The sequence below is a fragment of the Halobacillus sp. A1 genome (genome assembly GCF_024189295.1).
Taxonomy (GTDB): Bacteria; Bacillota; Bacilli; order Bacillales; family Halobacillaceae; genus Halobacillus_A.
The window spans coordinates 49,360-69,685 of sequence record NZ_JAIZEN010000014.1 but is presented as its reverse complement, the minus strand read 5'-3'; the positions used below and the strand labels follow the sequence as shown (position 1 = coordinate 69,685).

General features: G+C 44.3%; 21 protein-coding genes. 3 read left to right on the top strand and 18 right to left on the bottom strand.

Annotated features, from left to right (window positions below; translation table 11 throughout):
* Positions 1-74 precede the first annotated feature (74 nt).
* The 6 genes from LF817_RS14490 to nagE all read right to left on the bottom strand — a co-directional run bounded on the left by LF817_RS14490 (position 75) and on the right by nagE (position 6,181).
* Complete coding sequence (locus tag LF817_RS14490) at positions 75-614, bottom strand: hypothetical protein (protein WP_253936523.1); 540 nt, start codon at positions 612-614, stop codon at positions 75-77.
* 192 nt (positions 615-806) lie between these two features.
* The gene (locus LF817_RS14485) at positions 807-1,538 is read right to left on the bottom strand and encodes a sugar isomerase domain-containing protein (protein WP_253936522.1); all 732 of its coding nucleotides are present in this window, start codon (positions 1,536-1,538) and stop codon (positions 807-809) included.
* A 3-nt stretch (positions 1,539-1,541) separates the two neighbouring features.
* Complete coding sequence (gene phnF / locus LF817_RS14480) at positions 1,542-2,267, bottom strand: phosphonate metabolism transcriptional regulator PhnF (protein WP_253936521.1); 726 nt, start codon at positions 2,265-2,267, stop codon at positions 1,542-1,544.
* Between the two features lie 18 nt (positions 2,268-2,285).
* The gene (gene nagB / locus LF817_RS14475; protein ID WP_253936520.1) at positions 2,286-3,017 is read right to left on the bottom strand and encodes a glucosamine-6-phosphate deaminase; all 732 of its coding nucleotides are present in this window, start codon (positions 3,015-3,017) and stop codon (positions 2,286-2,288) included.
* Positions 3,014-4,198 (bottom strand): N-acetylglucosamine-6-phosphate deacetylase, encoded by a 1,185-nt coding sequence (gene nagA / locus LF817_RS14470; RefSeq protein ID WP_253936519.1) that lies wholly within the window; start codon positions 4,196-4,198, stop codon positions 3,014-3,016. Before nagA ends, nagB begins: the two co-directional genes overlap by 4 nt.
* A gap of 54 nt (positions 4,199-4,252) precedes the next feature.
* A complete protein-coding gene (gene nagE / locus LF817_RS14465) occupies positions 4,253-6,181 on the bottom strand; it encodes an N-acetylglucosamine-specific PTS transporter subunit IIBC (protein ID WP_253936518.1) in 1,929 nt (642 codons plus the stop codon).
* Between the two features lie 161 nt (positions 6,182-6,342).
* Here nagE and LF817_RS14460 point away from each other — a divergent pair, with 161 nt between their 5' ends.
* Entirely contained in the window at positions 6,343-7,500 is a 1,158-nt protein-coding gene (locus LF817_RS14460) for a tetratricopeptide repeat protein (protein WP_253936517.1), read from the top strand.
* 74 nt (positions 7,501-7,574) lie between these two features.
* On the opposite strand, the gene LF817_RS14455 is transcribed toward LF817_RS14460, so the two are convergent.
* Both LF817_RS14455 and LF817_RS14450 read right to left on the bottom strand, forming a co-directional pair.
* Positions 7,575-8,060 (bottom strand): hypothetical protein, encoded by a 486-nt coding sequence (locus LF817_RS14455; RefSeq protein ID WP_253936516.1) that lies wholly within the window; start codon positions 8,058-8,060, stop codon positions 7,575-7,577.
* 209 nt (positions 8,061-8,269) lie between these two features.
* Positions 8,270-8,824: a DUF488 domain-containing protein gene (locus tag LF817_RS14450; RefSeq protein WP_253936515.1), complete on the bottom strand. Its 555-nt coding sequence runs from the start codon at positions 8,822-8,824 to the stop codon at positions 8,270-8,272.
* A 213-nt stretch (positions 8,825-9,037) separates the two neighbouring features.
* On the opposite strand from LF817_RS14450, the gene LF817_RS14445 reads away from it, so the two are divergent.
* Positions 9,038-10,249 (top strand): Nramp family divalent metal transporter, encoded by a 1,212-nt coding sequence (locus tag LF817_RS14445; RefSeq protein WP_253936514.1) that lies wholly within the window; start codon positions 9,038-9,040, stop codon positions 10,247-10,249.
* Between the two features lie 308 nt (positions 10,250-10,557).
* Here LF817_RS14445 and LF817_RS14440 read toward each other — a convergent pair whose 3' ends face one another.
* From LF817_RS14440 to LF817_RS14435, 3 genes are all read right to left on the bottom strand, one after another.
* Positions 10,558-10,767, bottom strand: coding sequence for a hypothetical protein (locus LF817_RS14440; RefSeq protein WP_253936513.1), 210 nt, complete (start codon positions 10,765-10,767; stop codon positions 10,558-10,560).
* Positions 10,768-10,887: 120 nt separating this feature from the next.
* Positions 10,888-10,989 (bottom strand): avidin-fold protein, encoded by a 102-nt coding sequence (locus LF817_RS20515; protein ID WP_483867078.1) that lies wholly within the window; start codon positions 10,987-10,989, stop codon positions 10,888-10,890.
* An 89-nt stretch (positions 10,990-11,078) separates the two neighbouring features.
* Positions 11,079-11,444: a GNAT family N-acetyltransferase gene (locus tag LF817_RS14435; protein WP_253936512.1), complete on the bottom strand. Its 366-nt coding sequence runs from the start codon at positions 11,442-11,444 to the stop codon at positions 11,079-11,081.
* A 161-nt stretch (positions 11,445-11,605) separates the two neighbouring features.
* Here LF817_RS14435 and LF817_RS14430 point away from each other — a divergent pair, with 161 nt between their 5' ends.
* Positions 11,606-12,139, top strand: coding sequence for a GNAT family N-acetyltransferase (locus LF817_RS14430; RefSeq protein WP_253936511.1), 534 nt, complete (start codon positions 11,606-11,608; stop codon positions 12,137-12,139).
* 121 nt (positions 12,140-12,260) lie between these two features.
* Here the strand turns inward: LF817_RS14430 and LF817_RS14425 are convergent, their stop codons facing one another.
* The 7 genes from LF817_RS14425 to LF817_RS14395 form a co-directional block, all read right to left on the bottom strand.
* On the bottom strand, positions 12,261-13,001 hold the full coding sequence (locus LF817_RS14425; RefSeq protein WP_253936510.1) for an ABC transporter permease: 741 nt from the start codon (positions 12,999-13,001) through the stop codon (positions 12,261-12,263).
* The gene (locus tag LF817_RS14420) at positions 12,998-13,909 is read right to left on the bottom strand and encodes an ABC transporter ATP-binding protein (protein ID WP_253936509.1); all 912 of its coding nucleotides are present in this window, start codon (positions 13,907-13,909) and stop codon (positions 12,998-13,000) included. Before LF817_RS14420 ends, LF817_RS14425 begins: the two co-directional genes overlap by 4 nt.
* A 421-nt stretch (positions 13,910-14,330) precedes the next feature.
* Entirely contained in the window at positions 14,331-15,998 is a 1,668-nt protein-coding gene (locus LF817_RS14415; RefSeq protein WP_253936508.1) for a glycoside hydrolase family 13 protein, read from the bottom strand.
* 28 nt (positions 15,999-16,026) lie between these two features.
* Positions 16,027-16,851 (bottom strand): carbohydrate ABC transporter permease, encoded by an 825-nt coding sequence (locus LF817_RS14410; protein ID WP_253936507.1) that lies wholly within the window; start codon positions 16,849-16,851, stop codon positions 16,027-16,029.
* On the bottom strand, positions 16,851-17,711 hold the full coding sequence (locus LF817_RS14405) for a carbohydrate ABC transporter permease (RefSeq protein WP_253936506.1): 861 nt from the start codon (positions 17,709-17,711) through the stop codon (positions 16,851-16,853). Before LF817_RS14405 ends, LF817_RS14410 begins: the two co-directional genes overlap by 1 nt.
* A 77-nt stretch (positions 17,712-17,788) precedes the next feature.
* Positions 17,789-19,060, bottom strand: coding sequence for an ABC transporter substrate-binding protein (locus LF817_RS14400; protein WP_253936505.1), 1,272 nt, complete (start codon positions 19,058-19,060; stop codon positions 17,789-17,791).
* A gap of 228 nt (positions 19,061-19,288) precedes the next feature.
* Entirely contained in the window at positions 19,289-20,281 is a 993-nt protein-coding gene (locus tag LF817_RS14395; RefSeq protein WP_253936504.1) for a LacI family DNA-binding transcriptional regulator, read from the bottom strand.
* Positions 20,282-20,326 lie beyond the last annotated feature (45 nt).

Genomic DNA, 20,326 nt, shown 5'->3' with positions numbered 1-20,326 from the left:
TCTGATGCGGGGAGAAAACCAAATAAATAGCATCAAGAACGCTTGGGTACTAATATCCAAGCGTTCTTTTTTACTTACTCTTTTGAAGCAGAACTATTTGAATCAGCAATCATTTCTGACGTTTGAATAACGTTTGCAGGAGATTTGAGATCATCATTTTTCGTTAACGACAGTTCTGCATCTCCTGAGTAAATCGGTGAAACTGTATAGGTGTTTCTCGTATCCGCATTTAGTTCATCTAAACTACCTTTCTTAACGATTAAGAAAGTGTATTCATTCCTATCAGAAGAAGTGAATTCGCCGCTTCCTGCATTAGAATTATGAAGGGACAATGAAGCTGTAAGTTTCACAACGGAGAACTCTTCATTTTCTTTTTTCATTCCATGGACCCTGTACTGGTGATTGCCTGAGCGTTCGATAAATAGATCGTCGTCTTCCGTTGTTTGAATGTATTCTATATCACTTTTCGGGTTTTCTTGAAGGAAATGGCGGGTCGCTTCCTCTTTGTCAGAAAAGCTTTCAGCCGTTTCGTTCGCACTAGATTCATTATGACTGCATCCAGTTAACGATATGAAAATCGTTAAAATTGAAAGTAATAGATGCTTCAACTTCAATACTCATATCCCCCCGTTAGTAAAATACCTCATTAGTTTTTTCAAGCATATCAAATAAATCAGCATAAAACGACCCGCTAATTACCATGGGGAAATTGATGTTTCAAATGGACTGCGGGTAATTTCTCATTCAAAAGGATAAGAAAAGACTAAACCTTGTACGGTTTAGCCTTTTAATGAACTTGACATCCTTCAAAACTCAATCCGATCCCTATAACGCTTCACTAGCTTACGATTATGCTCGTCAGCCCCATCCACATTTCCACTTCTGAAAATAGGAGGATCTTCTCCCATCTCCTTCAGGCCTACGATCGTTTTAGCCAGGAGATCATGAATTAGAGCAGTCCCAACCACTGATGACAACGGGGCAAATGCTTCGGAGATGCCTTCTTCTGTGATCGCGGCATCGCCTACAGGTATTTGGGTATCGATGACCGTGTCGACGACGTCTTCTAATCTTTTTCCTGACTGGTGGCGGGAAGGCTGGGTCGCGGCGTATTGTGCTGACAAGAGGCCGATGACGTACGCTCCGCATTCCCGTGCATATGCGGCGGTGTCGATGGGTGCCGGGTTGCGGCCTGATGTTGAGATAACAATCAGTACGTCTTCTTTTCGGATGTCTTCTTTGGTCAGGTAATCGTGGACAAAGTGATCTGTTTTTTCATATTCACTTGATTGGACGGCTCCCTGGCTGAGGGTGAGGGGTTCGATGATGAGCGGGCGCACGGGTACAAGTCCCCCCGCCCGGTAATAGGGTTCCTGGGCCAGGAGGCTGGAGTGGCCGCAGCCGAACAAGTGAATGATGCCGCTTGATTTCAATCGTTTGGCAATTGTTTGGCTGATGGCGGTCAACTGGTCGTTGGTAGTTTGTTCTAATTGGCTGATGTGTGCGGCTGCTTTGGATAAATAGGACAAGCTTTCCACTCCTTACGTACGGTAAATGTCGCTGATGAATTTGTAGCGGTCGGCGCGGTAGGCTGATTTGACGACTTCAAATGGCGTGCCGTCGCTTAAGATGCTGTTACGCTCAATGTACAAGATGGCGGCATCGACTGGAATGTCCAGTAAGGCGGCCTGGTTTTCATCGGCGGTCGTCGCTTCGATCATTTGACTCGCTTTAGCGATCGGCTGTTTTTTCTTTTTTTCCACGTAGCTGTACAAAGAACCGAGGACAGTTTGTTCATCCAAATCTGGAAACATGGCGGCGGAAAGGTAATTCGTCTCAATCGCCATCGGTTTCTGGTCGGCGTAGCGGATTCTTTGAATTTTATAAACGTCTGCATCTTCTTTTACGTTCAACTTGCGGGAGATATCATAAGGAGCGGTCGTTTTTTCGAAAACGAGCAGTTTACTGCTCGCCTCCATCCCTCTTGCTTTCATGTCTTCTGTAAAGCTGGTCATCCCTTGCAGCGGCTGTTCGATTTTCTTTTCCGCGACGAAGGTTCCTCTTCCCTTTTCCCGGTATAAAATCCCTTCGCTGACGAGGTTGTTGAGCGCCTGGCGCACGGTCATCCGGCTGACGTCGAATGTTTCCGACAGTTCGCGTTCGGATGGGATCATATCGGAAGGACGGAATTCCTCCTTCTCGATCCGCTGTTTGATGTCTTCTTCGATCTGATAATACATAGGGAGTGGTGACTTCTTATCTACCATAGTGTTTGTGGTCTCCTCTCAGTGCCCGGCTTTTTGATAAGCGGCTTCATCTACAATCAGCGTAACATGTTTATGAGCTCGTAAGGCAGAGGCTGGCATGTTTTCGTCGGGTTCATCTTCCAGCAGGCTTCTAATGGCGTCGGCTTTCCTTTCGCCCGAGGCAATGATGACGATTTTTTCACTTTTTAAAATCGACTGAATCCCCATCGTGATGGCCTGCTTCGGCACCTTGTCCAACGAATCGAAAAATCGGGCGTTGGCTCGCCTTGTTGACTCTTCCAGCTCGATGATGTGCGTCTCGCTTTGAAAAGAGGTGCCAGGTTCATTGAAGCCGATGTGTCCGTTCTGCCCGATGCCGAGCAGCTGCAAATCGGGCGGGCCGATATCATCGATCAGCTGTTCATAGCGTTCACACTCGTCGCCAAGATTCACAGCCTTCCCGTTTGGAATGTATGTGTTTTCCGGGCGGATATTAATGTGGTCAAATAGATGCTTCTTCATAAAAAAATGATAGCTTTGCGGATCGTTTTTGTCCAATCCGATATATTCGTCAAGGTTCAGCGTGCTCACGTTTTCATAGTTGACGGAACGCTCCTGGCAGCCGTTGATCAGTTGTTTATACGTACCTAAAGGAGACCCTCCGGTAGCCAGTCCGAGCACAGAATCCGGCTTGTCGTTCACTTGTTTTTCAATGATGCCGCATGCTTTTTCACTTAATTCCTGATTGTCTTTCGTGATGATGATGTTCATGCTTGATCCTCCCTGCGGTCATGTGCGAGTATGCCCCGGCACACGGTCATGACAACGCGGAAGTCTTCATCTAATAGGACGAGGTCCGCGTCTTTTCCTTCGGCGATACTTCCTTTCTGGTCATCGACACCTAGCTGCCTCGCCGCGTTCGTTGAAGTAATGGACACGAGGTCTTCGATCATCAGGTTCGTATCCTGTTTCATATTAGCGACTGCTTCTTCAAGCGTCAAAATACTCCCCGCTAACGTTCCGTCCGATAAGCGGGCTTCTTTACCCTTCACTTGCACTTGCTGGCCTCCGAGGTCATAGGCCCCTTCAGGAAGACACTTCGCCCGCATCGCATCAGTAATCAAAATTGTCCGGTCCGCCTGCGTATGATAATATGCGAGCTGAATCGATTCAGGACGGGAATGGACGTGGTCGACGATCATTTCCACCATTAACTTCTCATGTAAAAAAGCTGCACCGACCACGCCAGGTTCACGGTGATGCATGCCGCTCATCTGGTTGTATAGATGAGTGACGTGACGCGCACCGGCCTGCACCGCTTCAGTTACTTGATCGAATGTCGCTTCCGTATGCCCGATCGAAGCGACGATGCCGTCGGCTGTCACATGCTTAATAAAATCAAGCGCCCCGTCTACTTCAGGAGCTAACGTAACGAGCCGGATATTTTCCCCGCTTAGCTGATGCCATTGATCGAACTGTTCGGCAGAAGGCACTGCAATATGGTCCACCGGCTGGGCGCCAGCTTTATGTTTAGATATGAACGGGCCTTCAAGATGAATGCCTAACACTTCAGCACGGCCCTCTTCCTGCTTTTCAGCCATATAGCCGCCTATATTTTTCACAGCCTCCGAGATCTGTTCATCTGACTGGGTCATCGTCGTCGCTAAGAAACTGGTCGTCCCTTCTTTCGGCAAAACCGCAGCCATCCCGGCCACTGCTTCTTTACTTGCATCCATCACATCATGACCATTGGCGCCATGAATATGAACATCGATGAATCCAGGAACGAGTGTCCACTGTTTCCCTTTACCGTCCACCGTCAGTTCAGCCCCGCCCATCGGCTCACGTGCAATTCCCGTGATTTTTCCGTTTTTCACGTACACACAGCCGGACTCAAGCGTCTCTGTTTCGGTGACAATGGTGACGTTCGTAAATTCGATACTTTCTGCCATCGTCTCACTCCTTTTCATCAAGTGAGGGAGAAGCAATAGGCTTCTCCCTGATTATTAGCGGATCGTAATGATCCCTGTCTGTCCTTCAGACTGCGCACCATTCTTATGAAGCGTCAATGACTCTTTTTCCAGGTTGGTGAAAATAACCGGCGTCACGATCGAAGGAGCATTACTTTTCACAAAATGAAGATCTACCCGCACGAGAGGGTCGCCCTGTTGAACGGTTTGTCCTGTTTGTACGAGCGTTTCGAACCCTCTGCCGTCCAGTTTGACTGTATCAAGTCCAATATGAATGAGAATTTCCAGACCATTGTCCGTTTCCAGTCCGATCGCATGCTTCGTTGGAAAAACTTGAACGACTTTGCCGCTTACAGGTGAACGGAACGTATCTTCTGCAGGATCAATAGCAAATCCAGGTCCCATCATGCCTTGAGCAAACACTTCATCCGGCACTTCTTCAAGCGGCAGCACCGTACCTTTGACCGGCATGACGAAGTCCTTTTCATTCAGCTGACGCAGTTCGCGGGAAGCTTGCTTCTGCTTTGTTGGCCCTGTTGCAGGTTGTGAAGGAGCTGGATTTCCCTGCTCCATCCGCTTCTTCATCGCTTCCGCTAAAAATTCGACCGACGTGCCGACGATGACCTGAAGATTCTCTTTCCCGACCTTCATCACTCCACGAGCACCGTACGATTTCAATGCTTTTTCATTAACCTGATCACGCTCAGCCATCTGCAGGCGCAGCCTCGTCGTACAGTAATCCAGTGACTTAATGTTATTCGCACCGCCCAGTGCTTCAATGTAACGATAGGCTTTGACATCCTGATCGTTCATTTCATTCCCCGGCTGGCCGACTTCCTGTGTTTCTTCAACAAAATCTTCATCCTCATCTTCACGGCCCGGCGTTTTCAAATCGAGCTTGATGATCAAGAAGTAGAACACCACGAAATAAATAGCGGCAAACACTAAACCGACAACTACGAGCAGCAGCGGATTCTGAGCGATTCCATAATTCAAGGAAAAGTCGATCAACCCTGCGGAGAATCCGAATCCATGACGAATATCAAGCATATAGGCGACGACCATCGCAGCCCCTGTCAATAAAGCATGGACAAAATAAAGCAGTGGAGATAGGAACATGAACGAGAATTCGATCGGTTCCGTGACCCCAGTTAAGAAAGAAGTCAATCCGATACTTAAGAACATGCCGCCAACCGCCGCTTTACGATGCTTCTTCGCCGCTGCATACATCGCTAAACAAGCAGCTGGAAGGCCAAACATCATAATCGGGAAGAACCCGGCTAAGAAGTACCCGGCATCCGGATCTCCGTTTAAGAAACGATTGATTTCACCTCGTACGACATCTCCTGACGCCGCCGTGAACGTACCAAAATCAAACCAGATGATCGTGTTCATCACATGGTGCAAGCCGACTGGAATAAACAAGCGGTTCAGCACCCCGTATACGCCGACACCGATTTCACCTGAATTTAAGATCCAGTTGGCGGTAGAGTCCAGTACGTATTGCGGGTACACCCATAAGTATCCAAAAACAAATGAAAGAGCGACCATGACAAGAGACGTAATAATCGGTATAAACCTTTTCCCTCCAAAGAAGGAAAGAAACTCAGGGAACTGCACATCGTGATACTTGTTATAAAGCATCCCGGCGATAACACCTGCGATGATCCCGGCAAATACCCCCATATCAATATCATCATTGATCCCTTCGATTCCACTTTCAAGTACTAAAACCCCGACAGCACCAGCGAGTGCAGCTGCTCCGCTGCCATCCTTCGCAAATCCCATCGCAATCCCGATCGCAAAAATGAGCGAGAGATTTTCAAGGATGCCGTTTCCGGCCGCCGTCACGAATGGGATATCAAACATATCATCCATGCCAAGGCGCACAAGCAGCGCAGCTGCAGGTAAAGTCGCAATCGGGAACATCAGCGATTTCCCGATACGTTGTAAGAAATTCAGCATGACAAGTCTCCTCTAAAATTTTTATTTTGTCTGAAAACTATCCTTATAAGTAATGTACCACTAAGGTATATAGTTGTCTATACCAATAAATAAATAATTAGACTTTTCATAATATGCTACACTTGTAGCAACAATAGTGTTTCTTCTAGGAGGCAAGATTTATGAACGAAAAAGAACAACAGGTGATCGATTTATTTAAAAGCAGACAAACAGACTACGATGAAGAACTGTCTAACATCGTTAGGATCTGGAAAGAATTCTGCGACATCCGCTCCCCCATGATTGAAAAACCAAACCCATACGCTGCCGCTCTGGAATATTTAGCAAACCGGACATTCGGCGGCCCCCGTACCACGCAGAAAGCTCTCGCTGAGAAATATGAAACGAATCCTTCTCAGTTGTCCAGTAAACATAGAGTGATCGAACAAGTGACTAGTGAACTCCTGAACTCTTACTTACATGCTCGTTATGAAGAACTGCTGAAGGAAAATAAGGAGCTTTGGGAAAAGCGCAAATCCTTTTTCTTTGAAGATTTGAAGGAGGAATTACTGCAAGCCGACACGTATTCCGGAGATTTTTCCGAAACGTTGACTCATAAAAAACGAAGTGAAATAGATGACTTGATCTTTTCTGCTATAGAAACTCCTGTCCACGAGCGGACAGAACTACTCTATAAAATTTATAAAATTCACCCGTACTATCCAGACTTATACATTATGGCAGCTAATCAGGAAAGGCTTCTCAAAGACCGCAAAACCCTTTACTTCAAAGCGATGATCCACGCCAGCAACGAACTGGGTCCTGATTATTTCAAAGAAAATACAGAGAACGTCTGGCTCGATGAACGCGCCAGATCGTATATGCGGGCGAAATTGTCATTGGGGAATGTTCTTGAGAAACTGGGCGATAAAGAAAGTGCCATTCTCCACTACCGCGAACTGCTCGCCATGAATGAAATGGATAACCAGGGCATCCGGTATACCGTCATTCCTCTTTATTTAAAAATGGGGCTTCTTACTGAAGCGGAAACGGTTCTCGATCAATACGATGAGGCAACAGCGTTTATGCTTTTTAATAGGGCTTTGCTGCATTATTTAAAAAACGGCCTTACTCAAAAGACGAAGCAATTATTGAAAGAAGCCGATCAGTCGAATGAATTCGTCAAGGAGCTGCTGCTCAACCCACAGAAAATCCCCCATCAATCGCCTGATTATTATGGATTAGGGGATAAAAATGAAGCAGTTATTTATTTGGAGAACACATTGAATCTGTGGAGGCGTCACCCTGAATTGATAGAGGCGCTTTATGAGATTGGATAGGTGATTTTTTCAGGGCACTCTCTGAAGGAGCTTGGTAAGCTCTTTTAGGGCAGGCCTTTTTTTATTCCATTCGTTTAATATAGATCTATGAAAAAGGGGTAACTGAATTCTTTTCGATATTGAATAACAGCTTCAATTGTTTGCTCATGATTTTGTTCAGCACTTAATGCCCGTTTATTTTTAATGGATCCTTCATACCAGATTTGACCTTTACCATTCTTCTGCACCTCTTCTGTACCTTCGAAGTAGATTTCAAAATCCTTGGTATTGTAATGTTCAAAAAGATCTCGTTCACTCAAATTAGTTTTGACCTTTTGATAGGCAGCAACGGTAGGATAACCACCACTCCCCCACGGACCGCCTCCATAGAGAACGCCATAATCAAAATCTTGTTCGATCACTTCTGTTTTTTCAGGTATATCAAATTCTAACAATGTGTTGGCATATTTCTTCGCGTACACATATTCCTGACCAACGAAAACATAAAACATAAATAATATGAAGCACATGCTGAGTAAAATGAAATAACCCATTATTATCTTTTTTACGCTTCGTCTCAAAATAGAGCACCTCTATTCTATATACGAAAAAGGTTAATTATATTGCCTCAAGTTTGTATTCCATTCGTGCAGTGCTGATAACTATGAAAAAATCGTTATTATTACGCTATTTTAAGTCAATATAATTTTATTGGTACTTTGCCCCGCTCTGCTGAATTGGAAGTCACTGACGAGTGATTCTATATCTCTGCACCCTCTGGTTTAGAACATTAACCCCTAAGCGGTGGATATACTACCGTTCCATCCTCTTCGATAATTGGCATTGCGCCCCACCGGCCAAGTTCATGACCCACTAGCTCCGTTTTCCCTTTAGAGTTATTGATCAGATGAAAAACCTCCCAGCCATTCGTCTGCAGCCAGTTACTGATAAGCAGGCGGTGGCATCTTGCCGGATGCCGCTCAGAGCACATATAGACAAGATTCTTTTCTTCGGCCAACTCTTTTAAATCCTCCAGTCCATCCTGAAACTCTTTCGTTAATGTATAATCCGCATAGTTGTGGAACGAGTGATTATCCCACCCCGCATTTAAATTTTCCCCGACCTCTCCAGAGCGACTCCGCCTGCCCCCGAGCAACGGAAAATGACGGTACTCGATACCCGCTTCCCTAAGCCAATCTTCTATTCTATCCTCGTTAAACTGCGGGTATTTACGGCTGGCGGGGAAAGCACGAATATCAGCCACATATTCAATATCAGCCGTCCCAAGCATTTTTAGGAATGGTTGCTTGTCATGGTTGGAATGCCCAACCGTATAGATTTTCATAAACCCTGCCCCTTTCAACAATACATTTTTCTATAATCTCTCCCCTTACTTTCAGAGATTTTACTAGAAAGATAACCCATGATCGAACGACGAGAGGGAATGGAGAAAGCTCCATAAAAGAAAGGATTAAAATTTCAAATAGAGGGAATTGTCTGACTAAAATTAAGTATATCACGGTTCGGACTTATACCATCAAGTGAGGGGAGATAACTGATGGCGAAGGAGAGTACATTCAAGAGGCGTCTAAAGAATGTTGGACCGGGTGCTATTGTAGCGGCAGCGATTGTTGGACCTGGAACAGTAACTACATCTAGTAATGTAGGTGCACAATTCGGCTATGCGCTGATCTGGGCACTGATCTTTTCCGTTATCGCAACCATGTTCCTACAGGAGATGGTAACGAGGTTAGGTGTCATTACTAGAAAAGATTTAAGTACCATATTACGAGAGCAATTTTCCCATCCTGTTCTGAAATGGCTGACTATTTTATTGATCATTTCTGCTATTGTCATAGGAAGCGCTGCTTATGAAGCAGGAAACATTGTGGGCGGCGCGATAGGGTTGTCTTCGATCACAGGGCTTTCTAACCGGACAGTGGCCATCATCATCGGATTGACAGCCGGCGTTCTATTATGGATCGGGAAGTATAAAATCATTGAACGAGTTTTCGTCGGACTGATCCTGACGATGACCCTCAGCTTTGTCATTACAGCCATTGTCATCCAGCCGGATTTGTCTGCTATTGTGACTCAGGGGTTAGTACCTACGGTTTCGGCCGATAATGTCATATTTATCATATCCCTCATTGGGACAACGATTGTACCCTACACTTTATTCCTTCAATCTTCGGTTGTACAGGAGCGGTTCAAAGGAGAAGACGATTTGATAGACAGCCGCTTTGACGTTGTGACTACCATTTCTATCTGCGGTATCATCTCCGTGGCTATCATCATAACGGCTGCTGTCGCTTTTCCCTCAGGTACAGAAATAGATGACCCGAGCGTTATGGCCGATCAGTTGAGACCACTGCTCGGATCTTGGGCTGAATATGTATTCGCAGTCGGAATATTTGCAGCTGGAATTTCCTCCGCTATAACAGCTCCTTTAGCATCTGCTTATGCCACTGCAGGCGCCTTGAAATGGGAAAAGAACCTACGTTCAGCGAAATTCCGCCTGGTTTGGATAGTGGTGCTTCTTGTTGGTGTCATTTTTGCAACTCTCGATTATGACCCGATTCAACTCATTGTTTTCGCTCAATATGCCAATGGATTGATTCTGCCGGTTATCGTTTTATTCCTTATGTTTGCTATGAATAATCGGAATACTCTTAAAGACCATGTCAATCCCCTGTGGGTGAATATTGTTGGTGCATTGATTTTCCTTATTACTGTTACGTTATCACTTATCTCTTTTGGAATCTTTTAATACTGCTTTATCAAGAGGGTTTCAGTGTTTACGAACCATCTGTATCGCCGCTTTCAAGTGATTGCTCCATACGCATGAAGAACGTGCTGGAACCTGATCCACCACTCCCTTATCACTTTAGCATAGTGTCGGTCAGGCACTGGAAAGTTACATTTGCAGCGGGGAAAACCTGATTTAGTGGAGGCGCTTTACGTCATAAGAGCTCTTGTTTCTTCATATTTAAAAGACCTTCAACAAAAGTAAAAATTGTTGAAGGTCTTTTTATGTCCAATGACACCAATAAACCTAAGCGAGCGAGTGTTTTATTATTAAAAATTTCTCACACGCACCTTTTCAATTGTACTGGACAATGGATACTTCACACGGAACTTACGATTGATGGCATGAATAAGACCTTGCTTTGCTTCCTCACTTTTTATGTCGCCTTCTGAAATATCCTCATGTTTATATTTAACTTCGAAATCAATACTATGATGCTTATAGTGAATTTCACCGGATACTACCAATTTGTCAGCCACTCCTTCCTCTATCGTTTGAGTACACATGTCCATACAGTTAAGTATAGGCCTGCCGACATAATACCATTTCTCATTGGCATTTAAAAAACGACGAAATAGGAGCGAAACGATATATATAATTTAAACTTCCCTGACTATGGATTTCCCTTTGGTTTGATCTTTATCCAGCCACTGCCACTCTTCGTGAAGCTCTATTTTACCTTCAGCTTTGAAAAATTGAATTTCTGGACAAATACACCGTCTTCCAAATCCTCTAAGAAGTTGCCATCAGTTACTTCATAGATTAATCCTTTCCAAAAAGAATGTGCAGGTTAATTATTTTCCAGCTGGGATATTTCCCACTCTCCAGGAAACATGGAAAACAAATTCTTCGCAGCCTCTTTTCCATAACCCATTCGCTTATATTTAGTTATGATAAAGAACTCTTCAATTGTATTGGGAGTTGACTTTGCAGCGCTTTCCACAAGAGCAAATCTAATCAATTCATCACTTAACTTAATAAAGTAAGCATGGAATTGATTTTCACTCCAATACTTTTCTAAATCAAAAGGTTTGTAAGTTCCATTGGCTTCCAACTTTATATCTTGTACATACTTACTAAATTCATAAAGGTAGAATTGCATAATATTATGCAATTCAGCTGCTTCTTCTGCTTGAACTTTTTGTAAATAAACCATAATCTCTCCTCCTGAGTCTTTTAATAATGATGAGTTCCATCCATTGCTAAAAAAGACTTCTGCCTCATAAGCTTAAGGTAAACTACCTTTATTAAAAATTGAAAAATGCGCATAATTCAGAGTTTGACCCTTTCCCCAAATCATAACGGGAGGTAAACCTAGTGATTAAAGAATTTTACACCAGCCGATTATATATAAGAAGCATGACTCCAGCTGACTCATCCAGCTTGTTTCCTATTTGGTCTGACCCCGATATCTCCAAGTATATGAATATCCAATCCTTTACTAATGAAAGACAGGTCAAGGATATGATCATCTATATGAATCAACTGGAAAAGGCAAATTACGCGATTCGCTATGCCATCGTTGAGTTAGAATCCAGCCGAATTATCGGATCTTGTGGTTACAGCTCTTTGGATTATGTAAATGCGGCCACTGAAATTGGATACGACTTAGCCAAAGCTTCCTGGGGCAGAGGATATGCAACGGAAGCGGTCTCCGCTTTGCTGTATCAAGCATTTACAACGTTAGCGTTAAACAGAGTAGAAGCTAAAGTGGAACCTCAAAATATGAACTCCATTAAAGTATTGCAAAGATTGAATTTTATTTTTGAAGGAACGTTACGCCAATCACAGAAGTCCAGGGACAGATTTATAGATCTCAATATCTACTCAAGACTTCGATCAGACAGATGACCTGTACTCAGTCTTTTTGAAATGTTAAAGCAAAGGTCAATGCTCTGCCTAATGTAGGTGAAACAAGGGGGAATTTAATCCTCCTTGTTTTATTGCCTTGATTTTAAGAGGATCCATTATCCTATTTATCACTCCAGCGGAAGAAACGCGAAGCCAAAATAACAGAAACCAAACCGATCGTTAACAAAATCCCGACTTCCATACCGTAATCCGTGATCGGCCCTGCATTCCACGTTCCCCGAAGCAGTTCAATCACATAATAGAGCGGCAGGGCTTTCGATACGTATTGCAGAACCGTCGGCATCATCTCAAGCGGAAAGGTCGCTCCGGATAAAAACAGCATCAAATTCAGGAAAAGTGAGCTGATTGCTGCGGCTGACTGTGTATTTTTTGCCAGCGACGTAATAAATAATGCAAAAGGGAAAAATGCTAAAATGCTGATAAGCAGCGCTAATAACGTGCTTGCGATGTATTCTGGAATGTGTAAGTCGTACATCAACATTCCGAAAACCATGAGAAGAACGGCCGATATCGCAAAGATCACCGTCCCCTGCACGGTATGAGCGGCAAGAATTTTCCATGAAGCAAGCGGGGTCGACTGATATCTGCGCAGCACGCCTGTTTCCCGGTAGCCTGCCAGCACGGTTCCGAGCGTAAAAAAGGAAGTAGTGACGATATTGACGCCAATCCAGGAAGGCACGAACAGTTCAGCAAACGTGAAGTTTCCCATTGGATTGTCCCCGAACATCGAACCAAAAAGCCAGATCATGACAACCGGAAACAGGAATGTCCAAAATACGCTGAGGCGGTCCCTGAAAAACATTTTTGTTTCTAATTGAGCCAGTTTGATGACAGCGTTCATTCCGCATGCTCCTTTTTCAAGTATTGGACAAATAAATCATCCAGGGATCCTTTTTCAAACTTGAAATTATGAATGGGGATGTCTCTTTCATGGCAGTGGGAAAATATATGATAGGCTGTGTTTTGTAAATCATCACTGAACACTTTAAAAGAATGATGCTCCTGTTCCACACGGGTCACTCCGTTTACTATCAGCAAATCGTCTACAGTCAGTTGTTCGCTTTCGAACCCTAAGTAATGAGCGGCATTATTGTTCAGCAGTTCCTTCGGCGTATCGACCGCCTTCAATTCCCCGCCGTAAATCATCGCTACACGGTCACAAAGCTTCTCCGCTTCTTCCATATAATGAGTGGTGATGACAATCGTACTTCCCTGGTCCCTCAACATCCGGATCATCGACCACATCTCGCGGCGCGCATGCGGATCAAGCCCCATACTCGGCTCATCCAGAAACAAAAGCTCCGGCTTATGAAGCGTCGCCAACGCAAGCGTGACGCGCTGCTTCCACCCTCCTGATAAATCATTAAAATGAGAATTGAGCTTTTCTTCTAATCCGAGTATCTTAATCAACTCATCTTTTTGCGATGCCCCTTCATAAAAAGAGGAAAACAAATCAAGCGCTTCTTTCACCTTCATTTTTTTCTGAATCGACGTGGCCTGAAACTGAACCCCGATGCGATGGTTGAGCTGTTTCAACTGGCGGCTCGGATTTAGTCCAAGCACATCCACTACACCACCATCCGCCTTTTGAATCCCTTCCAGAATCTCAAGGGTCGTCGTCTTTCCCGCCCCGTTCGGACCAATAATGCCAAAGATCTCTCCCTTATGAACGTGGAATGATATTCCTTTTACCGCTTGAATGCTGCCGAATGACTTTGTCAGATGTTCCACTGAAATCACACGTTCCATAGCTTCCGCTCCTTCTCCTCGTACAGACTCCATTACTTTATCTACGCTCGGTGTGTGGAAAAGTTTCGTAATTTTTTGATTGTTTGAATTACTGGTTATAGTAGAGGGATTATAGCTGGCGATTTGTTAAGTTCTGACATCCTGCAATGGGAGTTTCCGTTCTACTTAATAAATGCAAAGAGCTCCGGGAAATTGCGAGACTCCTGTGGGAAAAGAGTGCTTGGTGAGACCCCGCAGAGCGTTAGCTCGAGGAGGCTCACCGCGCTCCCACGGAAAGCGAGTGATTTCCCGGAGCTCTAAACACTGTCACACATAACGGAAACGGCCCTCACATCTCGAACTGATTCTCCAACATAAGATAACTCATACGAAGATCAACACCGAAATTTATCAGACCCCTTACAAAAAAGACACCTACCATTTAGGTAAGTGTCTCTATGAATCGATAAACCCGCACTTCAAACGGCTGCATTAGCCCTTCTTCCATCATATCAAGTCCATAGTTACTCAAGCAGACATCCTCTGTTCTACCCGCTACAGACTCATCATCGATTACAGCAGGATCCCCCGTCAAATTGGCCATAATACGAAACGCCTCTCCCTCAAGACTTCTCGAATACGCAAAGATTTGATCGTGATCCGGAAGTACAAGCTGATAGCTTCCATATACGAGCACAGAATGGTCTTTTCGCAGCTGTATCAACCTCTTATAAAAGTTGAATATGGAGTCCGGACTCGCCATTGACTTTTCGACGTTAATTCTTACGTAATTCGGATTGACTTTCATCCATGGGAGTCCTGATGTAAATCCGGCATTCTGTTCTGACGTCCACTGCATCGGTGTCCGTGAATTATCGCGTCCGGTATGCCAGATCGCTTCCATCACTTCTTCATACGTTTTCCCATTGGCTTTTTCATGGGCATAGAGGTTTTTAGCCGCGACGTCATCGTAGTCCTCTATTGACGGGAAATGCACATTGGTCATCCCTATTTCCTGGCCTTGATAAATAAACGGCGTCCCCTGCATAAGAAAATAAAATGCAGCTAAACATTTGCTGGATGCTTCGTGGTATTTATCATCATTTCCCCAGACGGATACTGAACGGGGAAGGTCGTGGTTTTCTAAAAAAAGTGCATTCCACCCCGAGCCATCAAGCGCCGTCTGCCATTTTGTGAAAATGCGTTTTAAGGCGTGGATATCCAGACTTTTTCCAACTTCTTTTCCCCACAAATCAGTATGTTCAAATTGAAAAATCATATTGAATTTCCCGTCTTTCTCCCCGACCCATTCGCTGGCTTCATCCACACTGACGCCGTTCGCTTCGCCTACGGTCATAATGTCGTAGTGGGAAAAGGTTTGCTGATTCAGTTCCTCTAAATAAGTCTGTATTCCTTCTTGATTCCGATGACCGGCAAAGGAACAAACATAGTCTTTCTGCTGCGGATTCGGAAGGTCAGGAAATCCGGGTGCTTTTTTAATGTGTGAGATGGCATCAATACGAAAGCCGTCGATTCCTTTATCAAGCCACCAGTTGACCATCTCGTATAACGACTCGCGCACGGCTTCGTTTTCCCAATTTAAATCAGGCTGCTTCCGGGAAAAAATGTGCATATAATATTCTTCCGACTCATTGTCATACTCCCAGGCGGTTCCTTCAAAGATGGATGCCCAGTTGTTCGGTTCTTGTCCGTCTTTTCCCGGATGCCAAATGTAAAAATCACGGTACGGATTCTCTTTTGACGACTTCGATTCAATAAACCATGGATGTTCATCGGACGTGTGGTTGATGACTAAATCCATAATCAGCCGCATGCCCCGTTTATGAACGTCTTCCAGCAGTTGATCAAAATCTTCCATCGTTCCGAACTCAGCCATAATTCCCTGGTAGTCACTAATGTCATAACCATTATCATCATTCGGCGACGGGTACACCGGACAAATCCATATGACATCAATGCCCAGCTCCTCCAAATAATCAAGCTTCGATGCGATGCCTTGAAGATCACCGATTCCGTCACCATTTGAATCCATAAAGCTGCGCGGATAAATTTGATACGCTACCGCTTCTTTCCACCATTGTCTTTCCATTTCCTTACCTCCTGCTTTACTCTATTCATCACTTCACAGCTCCTTCAGAAACTCCCGCAATGATTTGTTTCTGGGCAAAAAAGTATCCTATGATTACCGGTATGATTGCAATCGTCAACCCAGCTAACGCCAGGTGCCACTGCTTCGTATATTGTCCGAAAAAGAAAAACATCTTCAACGGAATCGTCGCATTCGCTTCACTTAGCACAAGAGATGGAAGCAAGTAGTCATTCCAAATCCAAATGACATTTAATATTCCGACCGTGACGGATATTGGTTTTAATAAAGGAAAAATGATCTTCCAGAACAATTGAAACCGACTCGCTCCATCGATAATCGCTGCTTCATCCATCGACTTCGAAACACCCGTCATCGCCCCGTGGTATAAGAAGATCGATAAACTGCACCCGAATCCTAAATACATGAAGATCAACCCGCCAGCATTCAGCATATCCGCCTGTCCAAATAATGCGACGAGCGGAATCATGACGGACTGAAACGGAATCAGCATCGCCGCTACGAATACAAAGAACATGACACCGCTCAACTTACTCTTATTTCGTGCAAGCGCATAGCCGGCCATAGATGAAAAAACAATAATCACGGCCACACTTAATCCCGTAATCAATACAGAATTAAACAACGACTTAAGAAACTCAAGATCGATAAAGGCTTCAACAAAGTTCCCAGTAATCCACTCTTCCGGGAAACCAAGCACTCCTGTGAAAATATCACGCTTCGTTTTAAAAGCATTTACAATCATTAAGTAAAAAGGAGCAATCCATATGAGCCCGAGCAACAAACCGAACACTTCAATCGAGACTAAATTTCGCTTCTCATTGTTTTTCTTCATTACATTTCCACCTCTCGTTTTTTGTTGTAATACACCTGAGTCAACGCAACAACTGAAACGATAAGGAAGAAGATGACGGCCTTCGCCTGAGCGTAAGCCATGTCGTTATCGGAGAATGCCGTATTAACGATGTCCATGGCCACCATCTGCGTTTGATCGGCAGGACCGCCATTCGTTAACGACAAGTTCTGATCATAAATTTTAAAAGACATCGACAGCGTCAGAAACATACTGATCGTAAAAGCGGGAGCTACCAGCGGAAAGGTGATATTTTTAAAACGCTGAATGGGACTCGCTCCATCTATTTTTGCCGCTTCAATCAAGTCTTTAGGAATATTTTCAAGGTAGGCGATGTAAATGATCATAATGTAGCCGGCCATCTGCCAGCACGTTAGAATAACAATGCCCCAGAATCCCGTGTTAGCCGTAGAGAGCCAGCCGTTGAACCCTTCAATTCCAGTGATATTTCCGATATCTCCAAATACGCTGATAAAAATAAACTGCCAGATGAACCCAAGAATCAGCCCGCCGATTAAATTCGGCATAAAGAAAACGGTACGCAGCAAATTGCTCGACTTAAGGTTGCGGGTTACGATCAAAGCAAGCCCAAGACCAAACAAATTCAATAATATAACGACGACAAAGGCAAATTTCGTCGTAAACCAAACCGCCTGCATAAACTCTTCTTCCTGAAACAACCGTATGTAATTCTGCCAGCCGATAAACGTTTCCGCACGCAGCCCATTCCAATCCGTAAACGAATACACCAGACCATAGACAAAGGGAACGACGACGACAATCCCTAATCCTAATAAAACAGGAGTAAGAAACAACCAAAATGAAAGCGTCCGATTACTCATAATATCCATCCTCCCTGTGTTTTTAAATGAGGAGAGCTAACAACCTAAGCTGTTAGCTCTCATTCATTTATTTGTGATTATTGACGATAGTTTTCCCAGCGGCTGATGGACTCTTCTTCCACTTCATCCCATGTCATATCTCCACTTAGATACTCTTGAATATAACCGCCGATGTCATCGCCCCACGTTCCAGGGTAGCCAAGGAAAACCCAGCCGATTGTATTCCCTTCAGACGCGTATTGGTAAATTTCTTTGGACAACGGATCTGCGATATTTTCTGTGTCGAATCCTTCATAAGCCGGAATAAATTTAAAGTCTTGAAGCACGGCTTCTTTACCTGCTTCAGATGTGTACAGATAGTCAATGAAATCCTTCGACGCCTGCACTTCTTCTTCTCCGCTGTTTTTGTTCACACCCCAGTAGTTTGGAATGCCCACAGGCATCTTGCCATCGAATCCTTCTACTGGTATTGGAATAATGCCCATGTTCTCTTCAGCAAATTCAGGGTCCATCTGCTCAACAGACGGGTAAATCCAGTTCCCCTGCTGAATGATCGCGACTTCTTCTAAAGAAAAATGCTGCTCAACCTGCTGAGAGTAATCCAGAGTCAAGGTTGGCTGAATCGAATAATCATTCTGTAAATCAATCATTCTTTGAAACTCACTGCCTTTTTCAAATTCTACACTGTCCGCCTCATAAGCATTCAAAACTTGTTGATCAAATTCCGGCGCAATAAACACATTCGAAAGGTGATTGCCCGGCACCCATTGTTCTTTGGCTGGGAAAGCGAATACGGATTCTAATCCTAAATCTTCTTTTTGACTGTCCAACTCTTCCACAGCACTCTCTAAGTCTTCATACGATTGAATCTCTTCCGCGTTCACGCCCGCTTCTTCAAATACACGCTTATTGTAGATCAACCCATACCCTTCCTGGTTAAAAGGAAGACCAAGCACTTCTTCATCCTTTGTTACAGGCTCAAGGCTGCCTTCAAGCGCAGCATCCGCTGAAGCCGTATCCGAAACATCAGCTAAATACTCCTCAAAGTTCTCCGCTTCGGTCGGTCCGGCGATGCTGAAAATTTCCGGTTCATCTCCAGAAGCAAACCTCGTTTTCAATGAACCAGCATAATCGTTCCCCCCGCCGACACTCGTGATTTCAATATTGACGTCCGGGTTTTCCTCTTCATATTCTGCAGCAAGCTCCTCGAACTGTTCTTTAAACTCAACTTTCCCTTGATAAATCTCCACTGTCACCTGATCGCCTGAACCTTCCCCAGAACCCCCAGAGGAAAACGAGCACCCAGCCAACGTTAGAGACGCAGCAATCATAATTATCACTTTCTTCATTTACTCTCCACTCCTTTTCAATATGTGATATCGGTTTCACAAATTCACAAAAAAATATAAGCCACAGACTTCTTAAATTCCACGTACCCATTAAGCTGAACAAGAAGTATGAATACGTATATGATATCGGTTTCACATCTCTGTAAAAATAAAAACCGACATCACGTATTGGTTTTCTAATTTGAAGTATACGCCAAAATGAAATCGGTTTCAAGAGTTTTTTTAAAATTACGTAGATTTTCTGACAAGGAGCTCTACAGGCAGTTCGATCTGTTTATAATCAGCGTCTTTGCTGCTCATCAGCATAATGAGCTGCTCGACCGACTTCTCCCCAAGCTCATTGATCGGCTGGCGGATCGTCGTCAGCTTCGGCTCAATAATTTCGGCGATTGGCTGATCATCAAAGCCGATGACCGCAAGATCTTCAGGTATACGCACGCCATTTTCCTTCGCTTCCATAATGACACCAGCCGCGATTTCATCACTGCCCGTAAAAATAGCAGAAGGACGTTCGTCCATCGCCAGCATCTGTCTCATCACTTTTTTTCCATCATCAATTGTATGCTTGTTTATGAAAATCCAGTTTGTCTGAATGCTGAGCCCCGCTTCAGTCAATGCCTGCTGATAGCCGTGGTTACGGTCCTTATCTTTGCCATCCTCAGCAAATAAACCACCTGTACAATACGCGATCTTCTTGTGCCCTTTATCAATCAAATGTTTCGTTCCAATATAGGCACCCTTCGCCTGATCCAGACGTACGATCGGTGCTTTAGAATGCATCAAGTATTCGTTACACAACACAATCGGCCCAAACTCCGTATAAGGCTGAATCACATCCCAGTCGTTTTCGATCGATGTCATGATCAGTCCATCCACCTGGCGATTTTTAAGCAAGTTTAAGAAATACAGTTCTTTATCTTTATTTTCATTGCTTTGGAACATCAATACCTGGTAATTGTTTTTGTACGCCTCTTGTTCAATCGAGTTGACTAGATACGAAAAGAACGGGTTAACGATTCTTGGAACAATCACACCTATCGTGCTCGTCGTCGATCCCCGCAGCCTTCTCGCTGATGGATTCGGAACGTAGCCAAGCTCCTTCATCGCTTGCTCCACGCGTTCTCGTTTCTCTTTTGCTATATATGGATGTTTGTTGATTACTCGTGAAACGGTAGCTTTCGACAATCCTGATAATTTCGCCACGTCTGAAATCGTCGGCATTTTTCATCACTCCACTACGCTGGTATATGAAATCAGTTTCATACA

What these genes read in the sequence shown, in the direction of transcription:
- phnF (WP_253936521.1), bottom strand. Translation starts at nt 2,267, where the DNA reads ATGGTAGATAAGAAGTCACCACTCCCTATGTATTATCAGATCGAAGAA.
- nagB (WP_253936520.1), bottom strand. Translation starts at nt 3,017, where the DNA reads ATGAACATCATCATCACGAAAGACAATCAGGAATTAAGTGAAAAAGCA.
- nagA (WP_253936519.1), bottom strand. Translation starts at nt 4,198, where the DNA reads ATGGCAGAAAGTATCGAATTTACGAACGTCACCATTGTCACCGAAACA.
- nagE (WP_253936518.1), bottom strand. Translation starts at nt 6,181, where the DNA reads ATGCTGAATTTCTTACAACGTATCGGGAAATCGCTGATGTTCCCGATT.
- LF817_RS14460 (WP_253936517.1), top strand. Translation starts at nt 6,343, where the DNA reads ATGAACGAAAAAGAACAACAGGTGATCGATTTATTTAAAAGCAGACAA.
- LF817_RS14450 (WP_253936515.1), bottom strand. Translation starts at nt 8,824, where the DNA reads ATGAAAATCTATACGGTTGGGCATTCCAACCATGACAAGCAACCATTC.
- LF817_RS14445 (WP_253936514.1), top strand. Translation starts at nt 9,038, where the DNA reads ATGGCGAAGGAGAGTACATTCAAGAGGCGTCTAAAGAATGTTGGACCG.
- LF817_RS14435 (WP_253936512.1), bottom strand. Translation starts at nt 11,444, where the DNA reads ATGGTTTATTTACAAAAAGTTCAAGCAGAAGAAGCAGCTGAATTGCAT.
- LF817_RS14425 (WP_253936510.1), bottom strand. Translation starts at nt 13,001, where the DNA reads ATGAACGCTGTCATCAAACTGGCTCAATTAGAAACAAAAATGTTTTTC.
- LF817_RS14420 (WP_253936509.1), bottom strand. Translation starts at nt 13,909, where the DNA reads ATGGAACGTGTGATTTCAGTGGAACATCTGACAAAGTCATTCGGCAGC.
- LF817_RS14415 (WP_253936508.1), bottom strand. Translation starts at nt 15,998, where the DNA reads ATGGAAAGACAATGGTGGAAAGAAGCGGTAGCGTATCAAATTTATCCG.
- LF817_RS14410 (WP_253936507.1), bottom strand. Translation starts at nt 16,851, where the DNA reads ATGAAGAAAAACAATGAGAAGCGAAATTTAGTCTCGATTGAAGTGTTC.
- LF817_RS14405 (WP_253936506.1), bottom strand. Translation starts at nt 17,711, where the DNA reads ATGAGTAATCGGACGCTTTCATTTTGGTTGTTTCTTACTCCTGTTTTA.
- LF817_RS14400 (WP_253936505.1), bottom strand. Translation starts at nt 19,060, where the DNA reads ATGAAGAAAGTGATAATTATGATTGCTGCGTCTCTAACGTTGGCTGGG.
- LF817_RS14395 (WP_253936504.1), bottom strand. Translation starts at nt 20,281, where the DNA reads ATGCCGACGATTTCAGACGTGGCGAAATTATCAGGATTGTCGAAAGCT.